19 protein-coding genes are annotated in these 18683 nt (G+C 69.0%); 6 read left to right on the plus strand and 13 right to left on the minus strand.

Annotated elements, in window-relative coordinates:
- Window positions 1–67: 67 nt before the first annotated feature.
- A complete protein-coding gene (locus G7043_RS41435) occupies window positions 68–1111 on the plus strand; it encodes an isopenicillin N synthase family oxygenase (protein ID WP_166054208.1) in 1044 nt (347 codons plus the stop codon).
- Here the strand turns inward: G7043_RS41435 and G7043_RS41440 are convergent.
- Window positions 1077–2081, minus strand: a complete 1005-nt coding sequence (locus G7043_RS41440) for a hypothetical protein (RefSeq protein ID WP_166054209.1) — start codon at window positions 2079–2081, stop codon at window positions 1077–1079. The two genes, G7043_RS41435 and G7043_RS41440, sit on opposite strands and share 35 nt — an antisense overlap.
- 144 nt (window positions 2082–2225) lie before the next feature.
- On the opposite strand from G7043_RS41440, the gene G7043_RS41445 reads away from it, so the two are divergent.
- Both G7043_RS41445 and G7043_RS41450 read left to right on the plus strand, forming a co-directional pair.
- Window positions 2226–2894, plus strand: coding sequence for a DNA alkylation repair protein (locus tag G7043_RS41445; RefSeq protein ID WP_313888345.1), 669 nt, complete (start codon window positions 2226–2228; stop codon window positions 2892–2894).
- 10 nt (window positions 2895–2904) lie between these two features.
- The gene (locus G7043_RS41450; RefSeq protein ID WP_166054211.1) at window positions 2905–3468 is read left to right on the plus strand and encodes a GNAT family N-acetyltransferase; all 564 of its coding nucleotides are present in this window, start codon (window positions 2905–2907) and stop codon (window positions 3466–3468) included.
- Here the strand turns inward: G7043_RS41450 and G7043_RS41455 are convergent.
- The 7 genes from G7043_RS41455 to pheS form a co-directional block, all read right to left on the minus strand.
- On the minus strand, window positions 3437–3934 hold the full coding sequence (locus tag G7043_RS41455; RefSeq protein WP_166054212.1) for a hypothetical protein: 498 nt from the start codon (window positions 3932–3934) through the stop codon (window positions 3437–3439). The genes G7043_RS41450 and G7043_RS41455 overlap by 32 nt on opposite strands.
- A 281-nt stretch (window positions 3935–4215) precedes the next feature.
- The gene (locus G7043_RS41460; protein WP_166054213.1) at window positions 4216–4572 is read right to left on the minus strand and encodes a hypothetical protein; all 357 of its coding nucleotides are present in this window, start codon (window positions 4570–4572) and stop codon (window positions 4216–4218) included.
- Window positions 4569–5033, minus strand: coding sequence for a hypothetical protein (locus G7043_RS41465; RefSeq protein ID WP_166054214.1), 465 nt, complete (start codon window positions 5031–5033; stop codon window positions 4569–4571). The genes G7043_RS41460 and G7043_RS41465 overlap by 4 nt, the downstream gene beginning before the upstream one ends.
- A complete protein-coding gene (locus tag G7043_RS41470) occupies window positions 5030–5419 on the minus strand; it encodes a hypothetical protein (RefSeq protein WP_166054215.1) in 390 nt (129 codons plus the stop codon). Before G7043_RS41470 ends, G7043_RS41465 begins: the two co-directional genes overlap by 4 nt.
- Before the next feature lie 3 nt (window positions 5420–5422).
- The gene (locus tag G7043_RS41475; protein ID WP_166054216.1) at window positions 5423–5866 is read right to left on the minus strand and encodes a hypothetical protein; all 444 of its coding nucleotides are present in this window, start codon (window positions 5864–5866) and stop codon (window positions 5423–5425) included.
- A gap of 221 nt (window positions 5867–6087) precedes the next feature.
- Window positions 6088–8565 carry a phenylalanine--tRNA ligase subunit beta gene (gene pheT / locus G7043_RS41480; RefSeq protein WP_166054217.1) on the minus strand — a complete coding sequence of 826 codons (2478 nt, stop codon included), beginning with the start codon at window positions 8563–8565 and terminating at the stop codon, window positions 6088–6090.
- 5 nt (window positions 8566–8570) lie between these two features.
- Window positions 8571–9638, minus strand: coding sequence for a phenylalanine--tRNA ligase subunit alpha (gene pheS, locus G7043_RS41485; RefSeq protein ID WP_086663963.1), 1068 nt, complete (start codon window positions 9636–9638; stop codon window positions 8571–8573).
- A gap of 136 nt (window positions 9639–9774) precedes the next feature.
- Between pheS and G7043_RS41490 the strand changes: the two genes are divergently transcribed.
- Window positions 9775–11538: an HSP90 family protein gene (locus G7043_RS41490; RefSeq protein WP_166054218.1), complete on the plus strand. Its 1764-nt coding sequence runs from the start codon at window positions 9775–9777 to the stop codon at window positions 11536–11538.
- 1 nt (window position 11539) lies between these two features.
- Entirely contained in the window at window positions 11540–14242 is a 2703-nt protein-coding gene (locus tag G7043_RS41495) for a hypothetical protein (protein ID WP_166054219.1), read from the plus strand.
- 49 nt (window positions 14243–14291) lie between these two features.
- Here G7043_RS41495 and G7043_RS41500 read toward each other — a convergent pair whose 3' ends face one another.
- Window positions 14292–15173, minus strand: a complete 882-nt coding sequence (locus G7043_RS41500) for a S41 family peptidase (protein WP_207312439.1) — start codon at window positions 15171–15173, stop codon at window positions 14292–14294.
- A gap of 60 nt (window positions 15174–15233) precedes the next feature.
- Here G7043_RS41500 and G7043_RS50210 point away from each other — a divergent pair, with 60 nt between their 5' ends.
- Window positions 15234–16391 carry a cytochrome P450 gene (locus tag G7043_RS50210; RefSeq protein WP_207312440.1) on the plus strand — a complete coding sequence of 386 codons (1158 nt, stop codon included), beginning with the start codon at window positions 15234–15236 and terminating at the stop codon, window positions 16389–16391.
- Here G7043_RS50210 and G7043_RS41510 read toward each other — a convergent pair.
- The 4 genes from G7043_RS41510 to infC all read right to left on the minus strand — a co-directional run bounded on the left by G7043_RS41510 (window position 16379) and on the right by infC (window position 18549).
- Window positions 16379–17197, minus strand: a complete 819-nt coding sequence (locus G7043_RS41510; RefSeq protein WP_166054222.1) for a TrmH family RNA methyltransferase — start codon at window positions 17195–17197, stop codon at window positions 16379–16381. The two genes, G7043_RS50210 and G7043_RS41510, sit on opposite strands and share 13 nt — an antisense overlap.
- Window positions 17198–17232: 35 nt before the next feature.
- Window positions 17233–17622, minus strand: a complete 390-nt coding sequence (gene rplT, locus G7043_RS41515) for a 50S ribosomal protein L20 (RefSeq protein WP_086663967.1) — start codon at window positions 17620–17622, stop codon at window positions 17233–17235.
- A gap of 65 nt (window positions 17623–17687) precedes the next feature.
- Window positions 17688–17882, minus strand: coding sequence for a 50S ribosomal protein L35 (rpmI, locus tag G7043_RS41520; protein ID WP_166054223.1), 195 nt, complete (start codon window positions 17880–17882; stop codon window positions 17688–17690).
- A 52-nt stretch (window positions 17883–17934) separates the two neighbouring features.
- On the minus strand, window positions 17935–18549 hold the full coding sequence (gene infC, locus G7043_RS41525; RefSeq protein WP_166054224.1) for a translation initiation factor IF-3: 615 nt from the start codon (window positions 18547–18549) through the stop codon (window positions 17935–17937).
- Between the last annotated feature and the right edge of the window lie 134 nt (window positions 18550–18683).

Consider the following 18683-nt stretch of genomic DNA (forward strand, 5'->3'; position numbering starts at 1 on the left):
AGACGGATTCGATTCCACCTGCGAAAGAAAAATGAACCCGGCCAACGGATTGGTCGTTCGTTGGGCCATGACCGAACTTCGCACCTTCCGTCTGCCCGAGACCGTCAGCGGTTCGGACGACGACGTCGAGCTCGGCCGCCGGCTCATCGCAGCCTGGCAGGCCGACGGGATTCTGCAGATCGCGACGGACGCTACGCAGGACCGAACGACAGCGGCCGCCATGACGGCCAGCAGAAGGTTCTTCCACGGTTTGTCCCTCGAGGAGAAGTCACGCCTCGTGAGCGACCTGACCTACGCCGGTTACATCGCATCCGGAGAAGAGGTCACCGACGGCATCGCGGACTATTCGGAGATCTTCACCGTCTGCAAGGACGTTCCGCTCGAGGACTCCCGCGTCGTCGACAGGTGGCCGTGCCACGGACCGGTGCCGTGGCCGGACGAGGACTACCGCGACGCCATGCGCGAGTTCATGGCGATGCTCGGCGACGCCGGCGAGAAGATCCTCAAGCTCACCGCACTGGGCTTCGGGGTCGACATCGACACGTTCACCAAGCTGACCGCCGACGGCTGGCACCACATGCGGGTGCTGCGCTTCCCCACCAGGTCCGAGACCGTCGACCGCGGCATCGGCGCCCACACCGACTACGGCATGCTCGTCCTGGCCGCGCAGGACGAGGTCGGCGGGCTCTACGTCCGTCCGCCGATCGACGGAGAAGAACGGCCGCGCAACTGGCTCCCGGACGAGTCCGCCGCCGGGTGCTTCCAGGACGCGGAGGGCTGGACCTTCGTCGAACCCGTCGAGCACGTCTTCACCGTGTTCCCCGGCGACATCCTGCAGTTCCTCACCGGTGGCACACTGCTGTCCACTCCGCACAAGGTGCTGCTGAACACCCGTGAACGGTTCACGATGGCGTACTTCCACGAGCCGAACTTCGAAGCTGTGGTGCGCCCTCTGGACGACCCTCATGGCGAGGACGCGATCCACTACGGAACGCACTTCACCAACATGTTCATGCGCTGCTACCCCGACCGCGTCACGACGCGGCGCATCCTCGAGGAAGACCGGCTGACCGTGCTCAGCGAACTCCGTTCTGGGGTTCGTCACTCCTGAACGGCATGATCAGGTCGAGCAGGCGGGCCGTGGCGCGGTACTCCGCGACGCGGTCCGCGAACGGCCGCTGCACGATCCGGTGCACTGAGTCTTTCGACAGCCGCTCGTAGGCCGGAACCGTGTCGTTGCCGAGGAAGTCCCACCGCGCCGCCCGGTCCGCGTAGTTGAAGGCGGGCAACGGACCGCCGAACAACGGCCGGAACCGCGCCGGGGTCTTCCCTCCCGGCACCGGCATCGGGCCGGCCATCGTGATCGCGTACGTGATGACCTCGCCGGGCGGCAGCAACCGGGAGCGCATCCGGTCGAACTGCTCGGCGATCACCAGGTTCTGCTCGCGCGACGAGAACTCCAGGACGGCCTGCGCCGGATCCGCCCACGCCGCGGTCGTGTCCGCGTCGATGATGCCCGCGTCGCGCATCTCCTCCACGGCCTTGATCCCACCGTCGAGGTAGGCGGCGTGCATCGCGCCGAGGTCCATGAAGATGTGCTTCTGCATGGACATCAGCATCGACGAGAACCAGCGCAGCTCCGGCACCGAGCCGAGGTCGAGCATGCCGGCGGCGAACGCGGGCGCGCCGATGTTCGCGAAACCCATCCACCGCAACGTGTCCGGGTTCTGCAGGTACAGCTTCGCGTAGAAGTCGTAGACGGCGAAGATCGTCGCGCGGTTGGCCTCGGCGGAGCGCTGCGGGTCCCACTCGGACAACGGCACGCCCGCGGCCTCGGCGGCGCGGACGATCCAGTACTGCCACAGCAACGCCTTGAACCTGGCCGGCGCGATGCCCTTGCCGCGGTAGTCCTTCAGCGCGTGCTCCAGCGCGGCGCGGTCGTAAGGCAGGTCGGGGTGGACACCGCCTCGCTGTTCGCCGTTTCCGTTGGTCAGCGGCAGATCCAGGTAGTCCACCGTGTCCGCCTTGGTGGCACCCATGCTGGTGAGCACGAGCGCCGCCACAACCATGAGCACACGCATAAATGCGAATCGTAGTGTGCGAAAGCGGCGATTTCGTTCACAGTCGCCTCCGGACAAGCAATGTTTTGCGTGTTCGTTAGCACTTTCGCCGTCGATGGGCCATCGATCTCAACGGCCTACTCCTTCTGCCTATACCGTGCACGAGTGACTCTTGAGGTTTCCTTGATCCAGGCGGTCCGGACAGGGCTGGAGGAACGCGCGGATCCGGCGAAAGCGCTGGAGATGCAGGCCTACATGAAGTCCGACATGCCGTTCCGGGGAGTACAGAAACCGGGACGCGTGGCGCTGCTGCGCTCATTGCCCCGCATCGACGACCGCGACGAGTGGTTCGACACCGTCCAAACGTTGTGGCGCGAGGCGACGTATCGCGAAGAGCGGTACGTGGCGTTGTCGTTGAGCGGGGACAAGCGGTTTCAGTCCGTTCAACTGATGCCCTGGTTCGACGAGATGATCGTGACCGGCGCGTGGTGGGATTTCGTGGACGAGATCGCGTCGAAGCTGGTGGGGCCGTTGCTGCGGTCCTCGCCCGAGGTGATCAGGCCGCAGCTGCTCGAGTGGTCGACCGACGAGGACCGGTGGCGGCGCCGGACGTCGATCATCTGCCAGCTCGGGGCCAAGGGCGCGACCGACGTGGACCTGCTGACCGCGTGCGTCGACGCCAACGTGGACGATCCCGACTTCTTCCTGCGCAAGGGGATCGGCTGGGCGCTGCGGGAGTTCGCGAAGACCGAACCCGGCTGGGTGCGGGCGTTCGTCGAGGCCAGGCCGGGGCTGTCGCCGCTGTCACGGCGTGAGGCCCTGAAGCACCTCTAGGGTTGATCACATGCTGGGGACGCACGTGCGGCTGGAGCCGCTGTCGCTGGAGCACGCCGGGGAGCTGTTCGAGGTCACCCGTGACCCGGACATCTGGACGTGGCTGTTGAGCCGTCAGCCCGAGACCGTCGACCACATGCGGGCGTGGATCAGCGCGGCGCTGGCCACGCGGGAGGCGTTCGCGCAGATCGAGGTCGCCACCGGACGCGTGGTGGGGACGACGTCGTTCTACGAGGTGGCGCCGGAGCACCGCAGGCTGGTGATCGGCTACACGATCGTCGGCAGCGCGTGGCACGGCACGGCGATCAACCCCGAGGCCAAGCTGCTGTTGCTGACCGAGGCGTTCGACGTGCGCGGCGCGCTGCGGGTGGCCTGGTACACCGACGCGTCGAACGTCCGCTCGCAGCGGGCCGTCGAGAAGCTCGGCGCGGCGAAGGACGGGGTGCTGCGGGCGAACATCACGCGGCCGGACGGATCCCAGCGCGACACGGTCGTCTACTCGATGGTCGCGGCGGAATGGCCCGCGGCGCGCGAACGGCTGGTCAGCCGTGTTTCGCGCGACCCGAATAGGTGAGCGGGAAGACGAGCTCGGCGCACGCGGCCGGAACGTCCGTGGAGACCTGAACCTTCATGGTGACCTCGACCGCGCCTCCGGCGGGGATCTCCACGATGTTCGTGAGCGGCACGACGCTCAGCACGCCGGCCGGGCAGGCCGTGACGCGCTGCTGGGTGGCGTCGAGTGGCTGGCCCGGCACCGCGGACAGGCTCTCGACGATGATGTCGACGGGGTTCGGGTTGGACAGCCGGACCTTGCGCTCGCCCTCGGCACCCGGTGTGAGCTCCACGGGCGCGCCGGAGATGTCGTTGATCTCGAACGGCTTGAGCTGCTGCATGCCCGACTCGCCGCTGCTCACGGAGTACGCCATGGCCGGCGGCTGCGGCTTGGGCCACGTGAGGTGCATGGCCGCCACGACAGCCGCGCCGAGCATGAGGATCGTCAACGACACGGCGATCTCAAGGCGCGGACCCAGACTACGCATGGCGCAACTCTCCAGAGTTGTTGCTCCAGGCGGTGGGTTCGCCTCTAGCTCCCCACCGGACCGGCGACCAACTCGCCCGGTGGTTCATCGCTTCGCCCCTCGGCCCTAGCGGGCCGCGCCGCCAATCTTGGAGAAGCTTCACGTACTGCGCAAGCGTCCGACGGGCGCCGATTTCCCCTTGTAATGCGGGACCTTTGGCACCTTGACAGCTACGCAGGGCTACCACCTGCTGGTTTGATCCCAAATCCCGATCTGCGGGACTCGACCGATCGAATGAACTTTCACGAACAATCTATCTGTGTGTGACTCGTCGACCAGCTGCCGACCGTGGCCTGAACCCGAACACGGCTGATCGAGTCGGGCACGGAGTACGTCAGAGCGGACGTGGTGCCGCTGTTGGCGTACGGCGCGTTGGCCCCGTTTCCCTGTTGCCACAATACTGTGTACATAGAGGCGCCCGGCACCGGCTCCCACTTCACGACCGTCGGGGTGCCCTTCGCGCACGAAGTGATCACCAACGGCTGGACGGTCCCCGCCTTCGCCTTCGCCGTTCCGGGCGCGTTCGTCTCCCAGGCCGCCGAGGCGGGCTGTGCCGCGAGCAGGCACAGCACCGCGGTGGCGACCACGACCCGGCTCATGCCCCGGTCCCGCTCGCGATCGTGACGACGACCGGCACGTCGATCGTCGCGCCCTGACAGGAGTTGGGGGCGTTCAACGCCATCGAGACGCTGAACGTGATGGGCACCGCGGCGCTGTTGGCGGCGAGCTGGGTGCCGGGGAACCGTTCGGTGAACGAGACACCGCAGGTCGCCGGGCCGTTCGGCGCGATCGACATGACCGTCACGGGGTACGGGTTGGGGTTCGCCACCGCGACGACGGCGTTGCCGGTGCCGCCGGGGTAGAGGGAACCGGTGGTGACCGCGCCGCCGGTCACCACCGGAGCCAGTGCGGTGCCCGCCTTGGTGGTGGCACTGCCGGTACCGGAGCTCGTCCAGGCCGCGTAGGCGACGCCCGAACCGAGGGCGGCCGTCATGACCGCGAAGACGATGACGCCACGGCGGACGTACCGCCGACGGGCGAGTTCCCTGAAGCTGATCATGGCTTGATGGCCGTTCCCGAGTAGGTGAGGGGGAAGACGAGGTTCTTGCAGGCGTCCGGCGCGGTGCGGGCCATCCGGACGGTGAGGTTCACGTCGGCGACGCTGTTCCTGGCGACGAGGACCGGGGCCACAAGGGCCTGCACGGTCACCGCGTTCGCCGGGCAGTTCGGGGAGGGCCGCCCGACCGAGGTGTCGAGCCGGGTGACTTTGATGTCCTGGTTGTTGGGGTTGGTGACCCGCACCTTGCGGGTCACCGTCCCACCGGGGACCAACCCCGTGACGGCGCCGACGTCCGCGATCGTGAACGCCTTGGCGGGGTTGTCCGCCGCGCTGGAAACGGGTGAGAGAACCAGCAGCGCGGTGAGCACGATCAGGGCGCGGCGCATCGCTCAGCTCGCGGCGGAGACGAGCTGAGCGGTCAGCGGCAGCGTGAAGGTCTGCGACTTGCAGCTGTCGGTGGCATCGCCGTTCATGGTCGCCTGCAGCGTGTAGGTGCCGGACTGGCCCGCGGCGATCGTGCCCTGGTCGGCCACGGCGGCGCTGGTGACCGTGCCGGCGGCACAGCCGGAGGCCGTCAGCTGCGACACACCCGCGCTGATCGAGGCGACCGAGACGGGGTAGCCGTTCGGGTTGTCGATCGTGACCTGGAAGCTGACGGTGGCACCGGGGTACAGGCCGCCCGCGCCGGCGACCGGGCTGATCGTCGAGTCGACGCTCGTGGTGGAGCCGACCGTGCCGGAACCGGAGCCGGTGCTGGACCACGCGGCGTAGGCGACGCTTCCGCCGACGGCCAGAACGGCGACTGCTGCGATTACTGCGGTGCGCTTGCGCATGTGGTTCTCCTGGGGTGGTGCTCGGTGGGTACGGCACCAAGTTTGGAGAACCTTCAATCACTACACAGCGTGCACAAGACACCAGAAAAGGGACCCTGGCGGCACTGTTGTCAAACGGCATGGAAGGGCTACCCGCGCCCGCGGACTAGAGGTCAAAGCCTTTATGACGCGGAAAGGCCCGGGATTCTCGAAGAATCCCGGGCCTCACCAAGTGTAACTGATTAAGCGCGGAGGGCTGCACCCAAACGTTCGGCGGCGGCCGCGACGGCCGTATCGCGAGCATTAGTCGCTTCTTCCACCGTGAGCGTGCGGTCCGGCGCGCGGAAGCGCAAGGAATACGCGAGCGACTTCTTGCCCTCGCCCACCTGCTCACCCGTGTAAACGTCGAACAGGCGAATGTCCTCGAGCAGTTCGCCCGCGGAACCACCGAGCACCTCGGACACCGACTGCACCGGCACGCCGGCGTCGACGACGAGCGCGACGTCCAGCAGCACCGGCGGATACGGCGACACCATCGGGGCCGGGCGGCGGTCGTCCAGCGGCAGCGCGTCCAGGTCGAGCTCGAACGCCACGGTCCGCTTGGGCAGGCCCAGCGCCTCGATCACCTTCGGGTGCAGCTCACCGGCGTGACCGACGGGCCAGTCGCCCACCCGCAGCTCGGCACAACGGCCGGGGTGCCACGGCAGCAGGTCCGAGGCCACGACACGCAGCTGCACGCCGTACGCCTGACCGACCCGGCGGGCCGCCTCGACGGCGTCCGACCAGTCGGCGATGCGGCCCTTGCCCCACCAGCCAGCGAGCTCGCGGTGGCCGGTCAGCACACCCGCGACGTGCAGCGGCTGCTGCGGCAGCGCGGCGAGCATCGAGGCGACCTCGGCCTCGGTGGGCCGGCGGTCGACACCCAGGGAAGGCACCGGAACCTGTTGCGCGCGCGGCAAAGTCACCTGCGCGATGTTGTACAGCGCGACGTCCTTCGCACCACGGGCCAGGTTGCGCTGCAGCGTCTCCAGCAGGCCCGGCAGCAGGGTGGTGGCGAGGACGTTCTTGTCCGCCTCCAACGGGTTCAGCACGCCGACCGTGTTGCGCCGGACGTCGTCCTCAGCGAGCCCGAACGCGTCGAACACCGACGGGTCGATGAACGGGAACGGCTTGACCTCGACGAAACCGGCCTCGGCCAGCGTGCGCCACACCGTGCGGCGACGGCGCTGCTGCTCGGTCAGGCCGCGGCCGGCAGGAGCGGGCGGCAGCACCGAGGGGATCGTGTCGTACCCCTCCAGCCGCAGCACCTCCTCCACCAGGTCGGCGGGCTGCACGAGGTCCGCGCGCCACGTCGGCGGCACGGCCGTGACGATCGTCTGGCCCTCCTCCGAGGTGGTGACGGAGACCTGGCAGCCGATCTGGCCGAGCCGGCGGGCGGTGACGCCCCGCGCGTAGCGGACGCCCGCGATGCGGTCCGGCAGGTCGATCGGCATCGACACCGGCTCCGGCAGCGCGGGAACGCCGACGTCGGTCCGGCCGGGCTTGATCTGGCCCTCGGCGTAGTGGTTGAGCAGCTTGGCGGCCCGCTCCAGCGCCACCGGCGCGAGAGCCGGGTCGACCGTGCGTTCGAAGCGCTTCGCGGCCTCGGACGGCAGCTTGTGCCGGCGGACCGTGCGCGCGATGGACGCCGGGTCCCAGTTCGCGGCCTCCAGCAGGATGTCCGAGGACGTGTCCTGGACCTCCGTGGACGCGCCACCCATGACACCGGCCAGCGAGATCACGCCGGAGTCGTCGGAGATGACGATGTCGTCGGTGTCGAGAGCGCGCACCGAGTCGTCCAGCGTCGTGAGCTTCTCCCCCGCCAGCGCACGACGCACCGTCAGCGCGCCGGAGAGCGAGGAAGCGTCGAACGCGTGCAGCGGCTGACCGAGTTCGAGCATCACGTAGTTCGTGACGTCGACCGGCAGCGAGATCGAGCGCATGCCCGCGAGCATCAGGCGGCGGCGCATCCACCACGGCGTCGGCGCGGTCGGGTCGACACCGGTCACCCGGCGCGCGACGAACCGCGAGCAGCCGGTGCGGTCCTCGATGTGGACCGGCCAGGCCTCGCCCTCGGGCTCCGGGATCTCGATGACGCCGGGGTCGCCGAACGGCACGTCCAGCGCGCACGCGATCTCACGGGCCAGGCCGCGAACCGAGAACGCGTAGCCGCGGTCCGGGGTCGGCGCGAGCTCGATGACGCTGTCGTTCAGCCCCAGCAGCTCCATGGCGTCGTCGCCGGGCTGCGCGGTGCCGGTGGGCAGCACGAGGATGCCGGAGTGGTCGTCGCCGATGCCGAGCTCGTCGGCGGCGCAGATCATGCCCTGCGACACGCGGCCGTACGTCTTGCGCTCGGCGATCGTGAATTCACCCGGCAGCACGGCGCCGGGCAGCGCGACGACGACCGAGTCGCCCTCGACGAAGTTCGTGGCACCGCAGATGATGTTGTTGACCTGCTCGGGGCCGACCTCGACCTGGCAGTAGCGGATCGGCTTCTTGAACTCGGTGAGCTCCTCGATGGCGACGACGCGACCGGCGACGATCGGGCCGGTCACGGGACCGAGCGGGCTCACCTCCTCGACCTCGATGCCGATGCGGGTGAACGCCTCGGCGAGCTCGTCGGGCGTGGGGACTTCGTCGAAACCGAGGTGTTCGACCAGCCAGCTGACCGGGACGCGCATCCGGATCAGGCCTCCGTTCCGAAAGGCTGGGTGAAGCGGACGTCGCCTTCGACCATGTCGCGCATGTCGGGCAGGCCGTTGCGGAACTGCAGGGTGCGCTCGAGGCCCATGCCGAACGCGAAGCCGGAGTAGACGTCCGGGTCGACGCCGCAGGCGCGCAGCACGTTGGGGTTGACCATGCCGCAGCCGCCCCACTCGACCCAGCCGGCGCCGCCCTTCTTCTCCGGGAACCACACGTCGACCTCGGCCGACGGCTCGGTGAAGGGGAAGAAGCTCGGCCTCAACCGAGTTTTGGAGTCCTCGCCGAACATGGACCGCGCGAACGCGTCCAAGGTGCCCTTGAGGTGGCCCATGGTCAGGCCCTTGTCGACCGCGAGGCCCTCGACCTGGTGGAACACCGGGGTGTGGGTCGCGTCGAGCTCGTCGGTCCGGAACGTGCGGCCGGGGCACACGACGTACACCGGCAGCTCGCGGTCCAGCAGCGTGCGGGCCTGCACGGGCGAGGTGTGCGTGCGCAGGACGAGCGCGGAGTCGGACGGCGCGATGTAGAACGTGTCCTGCATCGAGCGGGCCGGGTGGTCCTTGCCGAAGTTCAACGCGTCGAAGTTGAACCACTCGGTCTCGAGCTCGGGGCCCTCGGCGATCTCATAGCCCATGGCCACGAAGACGTCACCGATGCGCTCGGCGAGGGTGGTGATCGGGTGGCGCGCGCCGCGCGGGAAGCGGTCCCACGGCAGCGTGACGTCGACGGACTCCTCGCGCAGCACCCGCTCGTCGCGCTCGACCTGGAGCACGGCGTGGCGCTCGTCGAACGCGGTCTTGATCGCGGACTGCGCCTCGTTGACCCGCTTGCCGGCCTCGGCTTTCGCCTTGGGAGGCAGTGCACCGATCTCGCGGCGGGCCAGCAGCACGGGCGACCGGTCGCCGAGGTGGCCGGGCTTGACCGAGGCGAGCGCCTCCAGGTCGGCAGCTCCGGCGAACGCCTCGCGCGCTTTCTGCACGGCCGCGTCGAGGTGCTCGGCCGACAGCGCCGCGACCTCCTTGGGGTCGTACGGGTCGTTGGCTCCGGACATGGTTGGTGGACAGCTCCCGTCGCGGACTACTCGATAAAGAACAGGCCGATCCTAGTAGGTGGCGTGTTGACCACTCCCGGACGTTCCGTTAAAGAGCGGCACTGGCCCCTTATGCGTCCCTAGGATGGGCGGCATCATGTCGCACACCTTCCGCGTCGACCTGCGCGGCATCATCGACCTGCTCAGCCATCACCTGTACAGCAGCCCGCGCGTCTACGTGCGCGAACTGCTGCAGAACGCCGTCGACGCGATCACGGCGCGGCGTGAGCTCGACCCGTCGTGCCCGGCCGAGGTCACGATCACCTGCGGTGCCACGCTGTCGATCACCGACACCGGCGTGGGGCTCACCGAGACCGAGGTGCACGAGCTGCTGTCGACGCTCGGGCGCACGTCGAAGCGCGATGACCTGGGGTTTGCCCGCGAGGGGTTCCTCGGCCAGTTCGGCGTCGGCATGCTGTCGTGCTTCCTCGTGGCTTCTTCAGTGACAGTCGTCACTCGGTCCGCGCGCGGTGGCGCGGCGGTGCGTTGGGAAGCGGATTCCTCGGGCAACTACACGGTGTCTGTTGTAGACGGTGAGGTCCCGATCGGGACGACGGTGACGCTGACCGCGTCGCGCGGCAGCGAGCACTGGCTGGAAGCGGACGTCGTGCGGCCGTTGGTCAGCGACTACGGCGATCTGCTCCCGGCGGTCGTGACCCTGGGCGGCGCAGCCGTGACCCGCGGCGAACGGCCGTGGGACAGCGCCGATGACGGAGAGGACGCCGACCTCACCGAGTACTGCGAGCAGGTCTTCGGGTTCACGCCGTTCGAGGCGATCCCGATCGAGGTCGAGGCGGCGGGACTGACCGGTGTCGCGTTCGTGCTGCCGGAGGGCGTGCACCCCGGGACGCGGCAGACGCACCGGGTGTATTTGAAGCGGATGCTCGTCGGGGACAACGTCGAGGGCCTGCTGCCGGACTGGGCGTACTTCGTGCGGTGCGTGGTCGACGCGTCCGCGATCCGGCCGACGGCGTCGCGCGAGTCGCTGTACCAGGACGAGATGCTGCTGGCGGTGCGCGAGGAGCTGGGCGAGCAGATCCGCGACTGGCTGATCAGGCTGGACGCGATCGAACCGCGCCGTGCCGGCGAACTGCTGGCCGCGCACCACCTGGGGATCAAGTCGCTGGCGCGGTCCGACGACGAGATGCTGCGGCTGGTCGAGCGCTGGCTGCCGTTCGAGACGACGGACGGCGCGATCCCGTTGCGGCAGTTCAGGCGCAAGCACGGCGCGATCCTCTACATCCCGGACGTCGACGAGTTCCACCAGCTGGCGCCGGTCGCGGCCGCGCAGGGGCTGGGGCTCGTGAACGCCGGCTACGCCTACGACATGGAACTGCTGAACCGGCTGAGCGCGCTGGACGGTCCCGCCGTCGCGCGCCGGGTGGCACCGACCGAGCTGCTGGCGGCACTGGCCGACCCGGAACCGGACGTCGAGACGGCGTTGCGGCTGCGGTTGTCCGAGGGCGCGGCGGCGCTGGACCGGCACGACTGCGACGCGGTGATCCGCGACTTCGACCCGGTCTCGTTGCCCGCACTGCTGATCAGCAACGCCGAGCAGCAGCGCAAGCTCGACACCGAGCAGACCGCGGAAGAGGTGGCGGACCCGTTGTGGGCGGAGCTGCTCGGACAGCTCACCGCGGGCTCCGACACGTCCCGGCCCGAGCAGCTGGTGTTGAACTGCCGCAACCCGCTCGTGCAGCGGCTGGCCAGGTTGACCGACCCGGCGCTGGTGGAGCTGACGCTCGAATCTCTTTACGTGCACGCCGTTCTGCAGGCGCGGCGGGCGATGCGACCGAAGGACACGGCGGCGCTGAACCGCTCGTTCCTGGAACTTCTCGACCGCGCCGTTGGGGGCAAGTGACATGGCCGACTTCACCGCCGAGGACGCCGAAAAGGCGTTTCTCGAGGCCTACAACATGCCGACGGGCATGCCGAAGCACGAGGCTCTGGAACGGGCCGCGCGCATGTCCGACGCGCTCGGGCACCTGCCGCTCGGCGTGTCGTGCCGGATCGCGTTGATCGACTCGGCCTACTACCTGTCGCGCTACGACCTGATGCTGGCGCCGTTCGCGTGGGTGCGGGCCGCCGAGGAGAAGGACCCGGAGGCGTTCAACGACTACGAGCGCCACTCGCTGAACTGGTCGCACAAGTGGGTCGCGACGGGGCTGCGCCGGGACCCGCGGTTCTCGCTGGAGCAGCTGCAGGCGGTGATCGGGCAGCTCGCCGATCGCTACGGGCGGCTCGGGTTCTCGGTGCAGCCGGTGCACGGTGCGCGCGCCGAGTACGCCTACCACGTCGGTGACATGGTCGGGCTCGCCGAACACCTCGGGAAGTACCTGGCCACCGAGTCCGGGCCGATGGCGGACTGCGACGCGTGCGTGGTCGAGGAACAGGTCTGGATGCTGGCCCGGCTGGGCCGCCACCAGGAGGCCGCCGCACACGGCTGGGAAGGCCTGTCCGGCAACACGAACTGCAGCACGCAGCCGCAGGGCATCCTGTCCGCGCTGCTGTGGCCGTTGCTGGAGATCGGCGACACCGAACGCGCGGCGCACGCGCACACGACCGCATACCGGTTGATCAAGGAAGACGAGATCACCTCGTACGTGCACGAGCACATCCGGTTCTGCGCGCTGACGGGCAACCTCGCGCGCGGCGAGAAGATCCTGCGCCGGTCGCTGCACAAGGTGAAGGGCGAGCAGCTGCCGGCCGACGAGATGTCGTTCGCGGAGTGCGCCGCCGTGCTGCTGAAGCGGCTTCCGGCCGACACGGAGTTCGAGGTGCCCGCGGTCGGGTCGCGGACGGCGGCCGAGCTGCTCGACCGGTTGTCGAAGCGGGCGTTGCAGCTGGCGAGGCAGTTCGACGAGCGCAACGGCACGCCCACCTGGGTCGAGCGGGTGACGAAGTCGTTGGAGCAGGCCGACTACCCGCACGTCGAGCTGGCCGTCCCGTCCGCTCCGCCGCCCGCTCCCGCCGAGGAGTCCGTCGTGTTCGGCGACCCGGTGGAGATCGCCGAGGCGATGGTGACGCTGTACGACCAGGGCGACTTCGTGAAGGCGCGGCGGATGCTCGACTCGCTGCCCGCGGACATGGACCCGTTGCTGCCGCCCGATCTCGCCGCGCACGCCGGCATCCGGCGGATGACGACGGGACTGGTGCCGTTCGACTTCTCGGTGTTCGAGGAGCTGCTGACGGCACTGCCAGCCGACCTCGCGCTGCGCTACCAGGCGAGGCTCGCGGTCGGGCTCGAGAACGGCCTGGAGATCGCCGAGAAGTGCCTGGCCGAGGCCGAGAGCGACTTCACCCGCACGGTCGCGGCGTTGACGCTGGCCGAGCTGCTGGACGACGCGCACAACCACGAGCGGGCCTCCGAGATGCTCGCGCTGGCGTCCTCTTTGGACGTTGCGGCGCTGCGCGGCCGGGTGCTGGTCGAGGCGGCGGAACACCGGGCGCGGCAACAGGATCTCGAAGGCGCCCACACCGACGTCAAGGCGGCGATGGCGGGCGACCTGCCTCCCAGCGCGCGGTTCGAGGGCTTCCGGCTACAGCTTCGGCTGGAAACGGTGCTGGCCCGCGTACCCGAGGCGATGGCGACGGCCCGCGCGTTCGTGGCGGCGTTCCCGCTGCCCGAATCCGCCGAGGCGCGCTGGTACCAGGTGGCGTCGATCCAGGAACTGGACCAGGAGGGCGCGTGCCTGGCCGACCTGCGCGAGGCCGTGGCGATCTCGCGCACGCACCTCTCCCCCGGCCACACCGCGCACTTCTGCTTCGCGCTGAGCGGCGGTTACGTGCAGACGGACCGGTTCGTCGAGGCCGCCGAGGTGCTGGAGGAGTCACTGCGGCTGCTGCAGGAGGGCCAGGACGACCTGCGGCTGCAGGTGGTGTTCCGGCTCGGGCAGGTGTGCCGCAAGCTGGGCGAGTTTCCCGCCGCCGAGCGGTACCTGCGCGAGGCCTCCGTTCTGCTGCCGCCCGAGGAGGCGGGGCGCCGGGCGTTCCTGCTGGACGCGCTCGCGTCGGTGCAGGGCCGCTTGGACAAGCACGACGAGGCCATGGCTTCCTGGCGGGCGGCCGCCGCGTTGTGGCAGCAGGAGGGCAACGTCTCGGAGGCGATCGGCTCGCTGATCGAGCTGGCCTCGAACCTGCCGGACGACGAGATCGTCGAGACCCGCGCCGCGGTCGACGAGGCCGAGGCGCTGCTGCCGACGCTGAACGATCTGCGGGAGGTCACCCGGCGGCAGGCGGAGATCGTCGCGATCCGGGCGTGGGTGTACGGCCAGACCGGTGAGTTCGCGCAGGCGATGAAGCACTACCGCGACGCCGAGGCGTTGGTGGTGTCGCTGGGCGACGAGAACTGGCGGGTGTTCACCGTGCTGCGGGCCGCCAACGTGCTGCTGAACGCCGACGACGCCGAGGGCGCGGAGGCCGAGGCGCGCCGGGCGGCATCGCTGCTGCCCGACGACGACCTGGTCGGGAACGTGCTGTCGGTGCTCTCGGAAGCGTTGCGGCGCCAGAACAAGCCCTCCGGCACCGACCCGCTGGTGCGCGAGCTGACCGCTCGGCTGGACTGATTGATGAGGGGAGCTTTCATCAACCTGAGGTTGATGAAAGCTCCCCTCATCAACTAGAGGTCGCCTTCTCGTAGGCGACCTCGAACGCCTTGTCCGCGGGCACCTCGATGTGCGGGACCACTCCGACGCCTTCCCAGTTGGTGCCGGAGATCGGGTTGATCGCACGACCGTTGGGCACCGACGACTTGAGGTGCGGGCCGACGCGGTAGCGCTCGCCTGGGTTGGCGCCGCCCTTGGTGGTCTCGCCGATGAGGGTGGCGCGCTTGTTCTGCTGCAGGTTGTAGCTCAGTTCCTCCGCACCGGAGAACGTGCGGCCGCTGGTGAGGACGTACACCGGCTTCGTGCCGCCGAACTTCGGGCCCGGCACGTGCGGGAGCGTCCAGTACTGCTGGGTGCTGTCGTCCGGGCGGTTGTAGATGTCGTTGAGGTGCACCTGTTCGTCGAACAGGTAGCTGCAGACCAGCGCGACCGTGTTCGGGTCGCCGCCGCCGTTCTTGCGCAAGTCGATGATCAACGCGTCGGTGTGCGCGAGGAGGTTCATCGCGGCGGTGATGGCGGGCGTGGCGACCTCGGCGTCGTGCAGCAGACTCAGCTCCAGCAGGCCGACGTTGCCTTCCAGCCGCTCGATCTTCCTGATGCCGAACGCGTCGAGCTCGGCTTCCTTCCGGTACGCCACCGCGTCCCACACCGATTCCTGATCCGTCTCGGGGATCTCGGTTTCGCTGTACAGCAGGCGGAGGTGCTTGTCCCCGTTGACGCTCTGCAGGTCTTCGGTGACTCGGGCCGCGAAGTCCTCGTCGTCGGAGGCGTCGGCGTACGCGCCCTCCGCCAGACGAGTGCGCAGGACGTTCGCGATCTCGTTGGCCGTGTCCGGAAAGACGTAGTAGGAAGCGAGCTGGGAGCACAGGAGTTCGATCTCGGGTTCGCGCACCGGCACACGATACGAGACGCACGGCGAACCGCCAGCGGATTTTTGGCGTGGGTACAGGATGTGCACCCCGACTGGCAGTTCGACCACATCGATCCGTTGCTGGCCAACCCTTTGAACGAGGTACTGGCCGGCCTGCGCGCACAGTGTCCTGTCGTGCATTCCACCCGGCACGGCGGGTTCACGGCCGCGCTCACCTACGACACGATCAAGCAGATCCTCGGCGACCACGGCACTTACAGCTCGATCGACGGCATCGCCATCCCGCGGCTGACGATGACCGGCAAGCCTCCCGTCGACTTCGACCCGCCGCTGCACACCATGTACCGCAAGATCCTGCAGCGGCACTTCACCCGCACGGCCGTGGCGCAGTACGACGACACCTTGCGCACGTTGGTCCGGCATCGGATCAAGGAACTGCTCGCGCAGGGCTCGGCCGATCTGGTGCCGGCGCTCGCGCACTACCTTCCGCCCGCCGCGATCGCGTTGATCCTCGGCATGCCGCCGGAGGACGGCGGGAAGTTCCTGGTGTGGCTGGACCGGCTGTTCCTCGCCGCCCGCACCGCTGATCGGGAAGCGGGCGACCTGGCGTTGGGCGAGTTCAAGGGCTACATCGCCGACCAGCTCGAACAGCAGCGCGCGGCGGGCGCGGACACCGTGGCGCTGGCGATCGCCGACGGGACCGTCGACGGACGGCCGTTGAGCGCCGAGGAGCAGATCGGGATGTTCGTGTTCCTGATCATCGCCGGGCACGAGACGACCGTGCACGGGCTCAGCTCGATGCTCTACTTCCTGCCGACCGTGGACGGGTTGCGGGCACGGCTCGTCGAGGAACCCGCGTTGCTGCCGCGGATGGTCGACGAGTGCCTGCGCATCGAGTCGCCGGTGGTGGGGATCGCGCGGACCGCCCACGCCGAGACGGCGCTGGTACCCGACGGCAGGCGGGTCCTGGCGGTGCTCAACGCGGCCAACCACGACCCGGCGGTGTTCGAGGCGCCGACGGAGTTCCGGTGCGAACGCGACCGGAACCCGCACCTGGCGTTCGGCTACGGCGTGCACCGGTGCGTGGGCGAGCACCTGGCGTTGCTGGAGATGCGGATCGTCGCCGAGGAGGTGCTCAGCCTGCTGCCGGACTACCGGTTCGCGCCGGACTTCCGTCCACAGTGGAGCGGCGGGAAGATGACCCGGGGCATCGAGTCACTTCCCGTTCAGCTGCGCTGATCCCGCGCCGAGGCGTAGAGGCAGACCGCGGCGGCCGTCGCGAGGTTCAGGCTCTCGGCGGCCCCGTACAGCGGCACCTTCAGCGAGGTGTCGAGCTGCGCGAGCACGTCGTCGGGCAGGCCGTGGGCCTCGCTGCCGAACACCCACGCGGTGGGCTGCGCCAGGTCGCCCTTGGCGGAGGCCTCGACGAGGTCGTCCTTCGCGTACCCGTCGGCGGCGACGAGCTTCAGTCCGGCCTGGCGGCAGGCGGCGAAAACCTCGGCGGCGTCCCGGGAACGCGCGATCGGCAGGTGGAACAGCGAACCGGTGGAGGCGCGCACGCACTTGCCGTTGTGCGGATCGACCGTGTCCCCCGCGAAGATCACCGCATCCGCCCCGGCCGCGTCGGCCACGCGCGTGACGGTGCCCGCGTTGCCGGGGTCCGAGACGCCGTAGAGCACGGCGACGAGGCGTGGGCTACCTGCGAGAGCCTGGTCGAGAGGCTGCGGCACGGCGTCGCAGACCGCGATGAGCCCTTGGGGCGTCACGGTTTCCGACAGCGAGGCGGCGGCCTTGTCGGTGACCTCGCTGATCCGGATGCCTGCGGCGGAGGCGGTCTGGAGCAGTTCGGCGTTGCGTTCCGCGGCCGTTGCCGTGACGAAGAGTTCGTGCACCTCACCGTTGCGCCAGGCGAGTGCTTCGCGGACGGCCTGGGCTCCCTCGACGAGGAAGCGGCCGGCCTTGTCACGGCCCTGGCGGCGGGTCAGGTGGCGAGCAGCAACGACCCGAGGCGTCCGTTCGGTGAACGGATCTGCCTCGGGTCGCAAGCTTGCTCGGTGAGCGCTGTCGCGAGCGTGCTGGCTCAGGCCTGGTCCCCGGCCGGAGCGTTCACGTCGGCCGGCAGCGCGCCGCGGGCGATCTCGACGAGAGCCGAGAAGGCGTTGGCGTCGTGCACGGCCAGGTCCGCGAGGATCTTGCGGTCGACCTCGACACCACCCAGGCGCAGGCCCTGGATGAGACGGTTGTAGGTCATGCCGTTCGCGCGGGCAGCGGCGTTGATGCGCTGGATCCACAGCTTGCGGAAGTCGCCCTTGCGCGCACGCCGGTCGCGGTACGCGTAGTTGAGCGAGTGGAGCACCTGCTCCTTGGCCTTGCGGTACAGCCTCGAGCGCTGGCCACGGTAACCGCTGGCCAGTTCGAGGGTGGTACGGCGCTTCTTCTGGGCGTTTACAGCCCGCTTGACGCGTGCCACGGGTCCATCCTGTCGATCTCAAGGGGGCGGGTCGGGGCCGCCCCGAGTTAGCTAAGGGAAAGCGGTCAGAGACCGAGCAGCTTCTTCAAGCGCGGCGCGTCAGCGGGAGACACCACGACCGTGCCGGCCATGCGGCGCGTCTCGCGGCTGGACTTGACCTCCAGGCGGTGGCGCTTGCCCGTCTTCTCACGGACGATCTTCCCGCTGCCGGTGACCTTGACTCGCTTCGAGGTCCCCTTGTGCGTCTTGTTCTTCGGCATTTCCGTCCTCGTCTCGTACTACCCACCGGGTCGGGGGCGGTGCGCGTGCGTCCTATTCGGCGGCTTCGGCGGCGTCGTCACCTTCGACGACGCCGTCCTGGTCCTGCTTGACCGGACGCGGCTTGATGTTCTTGTGCGGCGCCAACACCATGATCATGTTGCGGCCGTCCTGCTTCGGGTTGGACTCGACGAAGCCCAGCTCCGCGACGTCCTCCGCCAGCTTCTGCAGCAACCGGTAACCGAGCTCCGGGCGCGACTGCTCGCGGCCGCGGAACATGATGGTCACCTTGACCTTGTTCCCGTGCGACAGGAAGCGGGCCACGTGGCCCTTCTTCGTCTGGTAGTCGTGCGGGTCGATCTTCGGCCGGAGCTTCTGCTCCTTGATCACGGTCAGCTGCTGGTTACGGCGAGACTCACGAGCCTTCTGGGCGGTCTCGTACTTGAACTTGCCGTAGTCCATGAGCTTGCATACCGGAGGTCGAGCCTGCGCGGCGACCTCGACGAGGTCCAGATCCGCTTCCTGCGCGAGTCGGAGTGCGTCCTCGATGCGAACGATCCCGACCTGCTCGCCGTTCGGCCCGACCAGACGGACCTCAGGCACGCGGATGCGGTCGTTGATGCGCGGCTCGGTGCTCACAGGAGCACCTCGGTTCGAGGGACTTGTCATTCACGTCCTTTAAGACTCGTTTGCGCCAAAGACAAGAGCCCCGTCGTCGATGTCGACGACAGGGCCCGCTTCCGACCGATCACCAACCTGACCCGAAGGCACCCGTGTGCCCTGTGTCAGGAGGACCGGACCCG

Origin of the sequence: Lentzea alba, from assembly GCF_011067745.1 — a bacterium.
Classification (GTDB): Bacteria; Actinomycetota; Actinomycetes; order Mycobacteriales; family Pseudonocardiaceae; genus Lentzea; species Lentzea alba.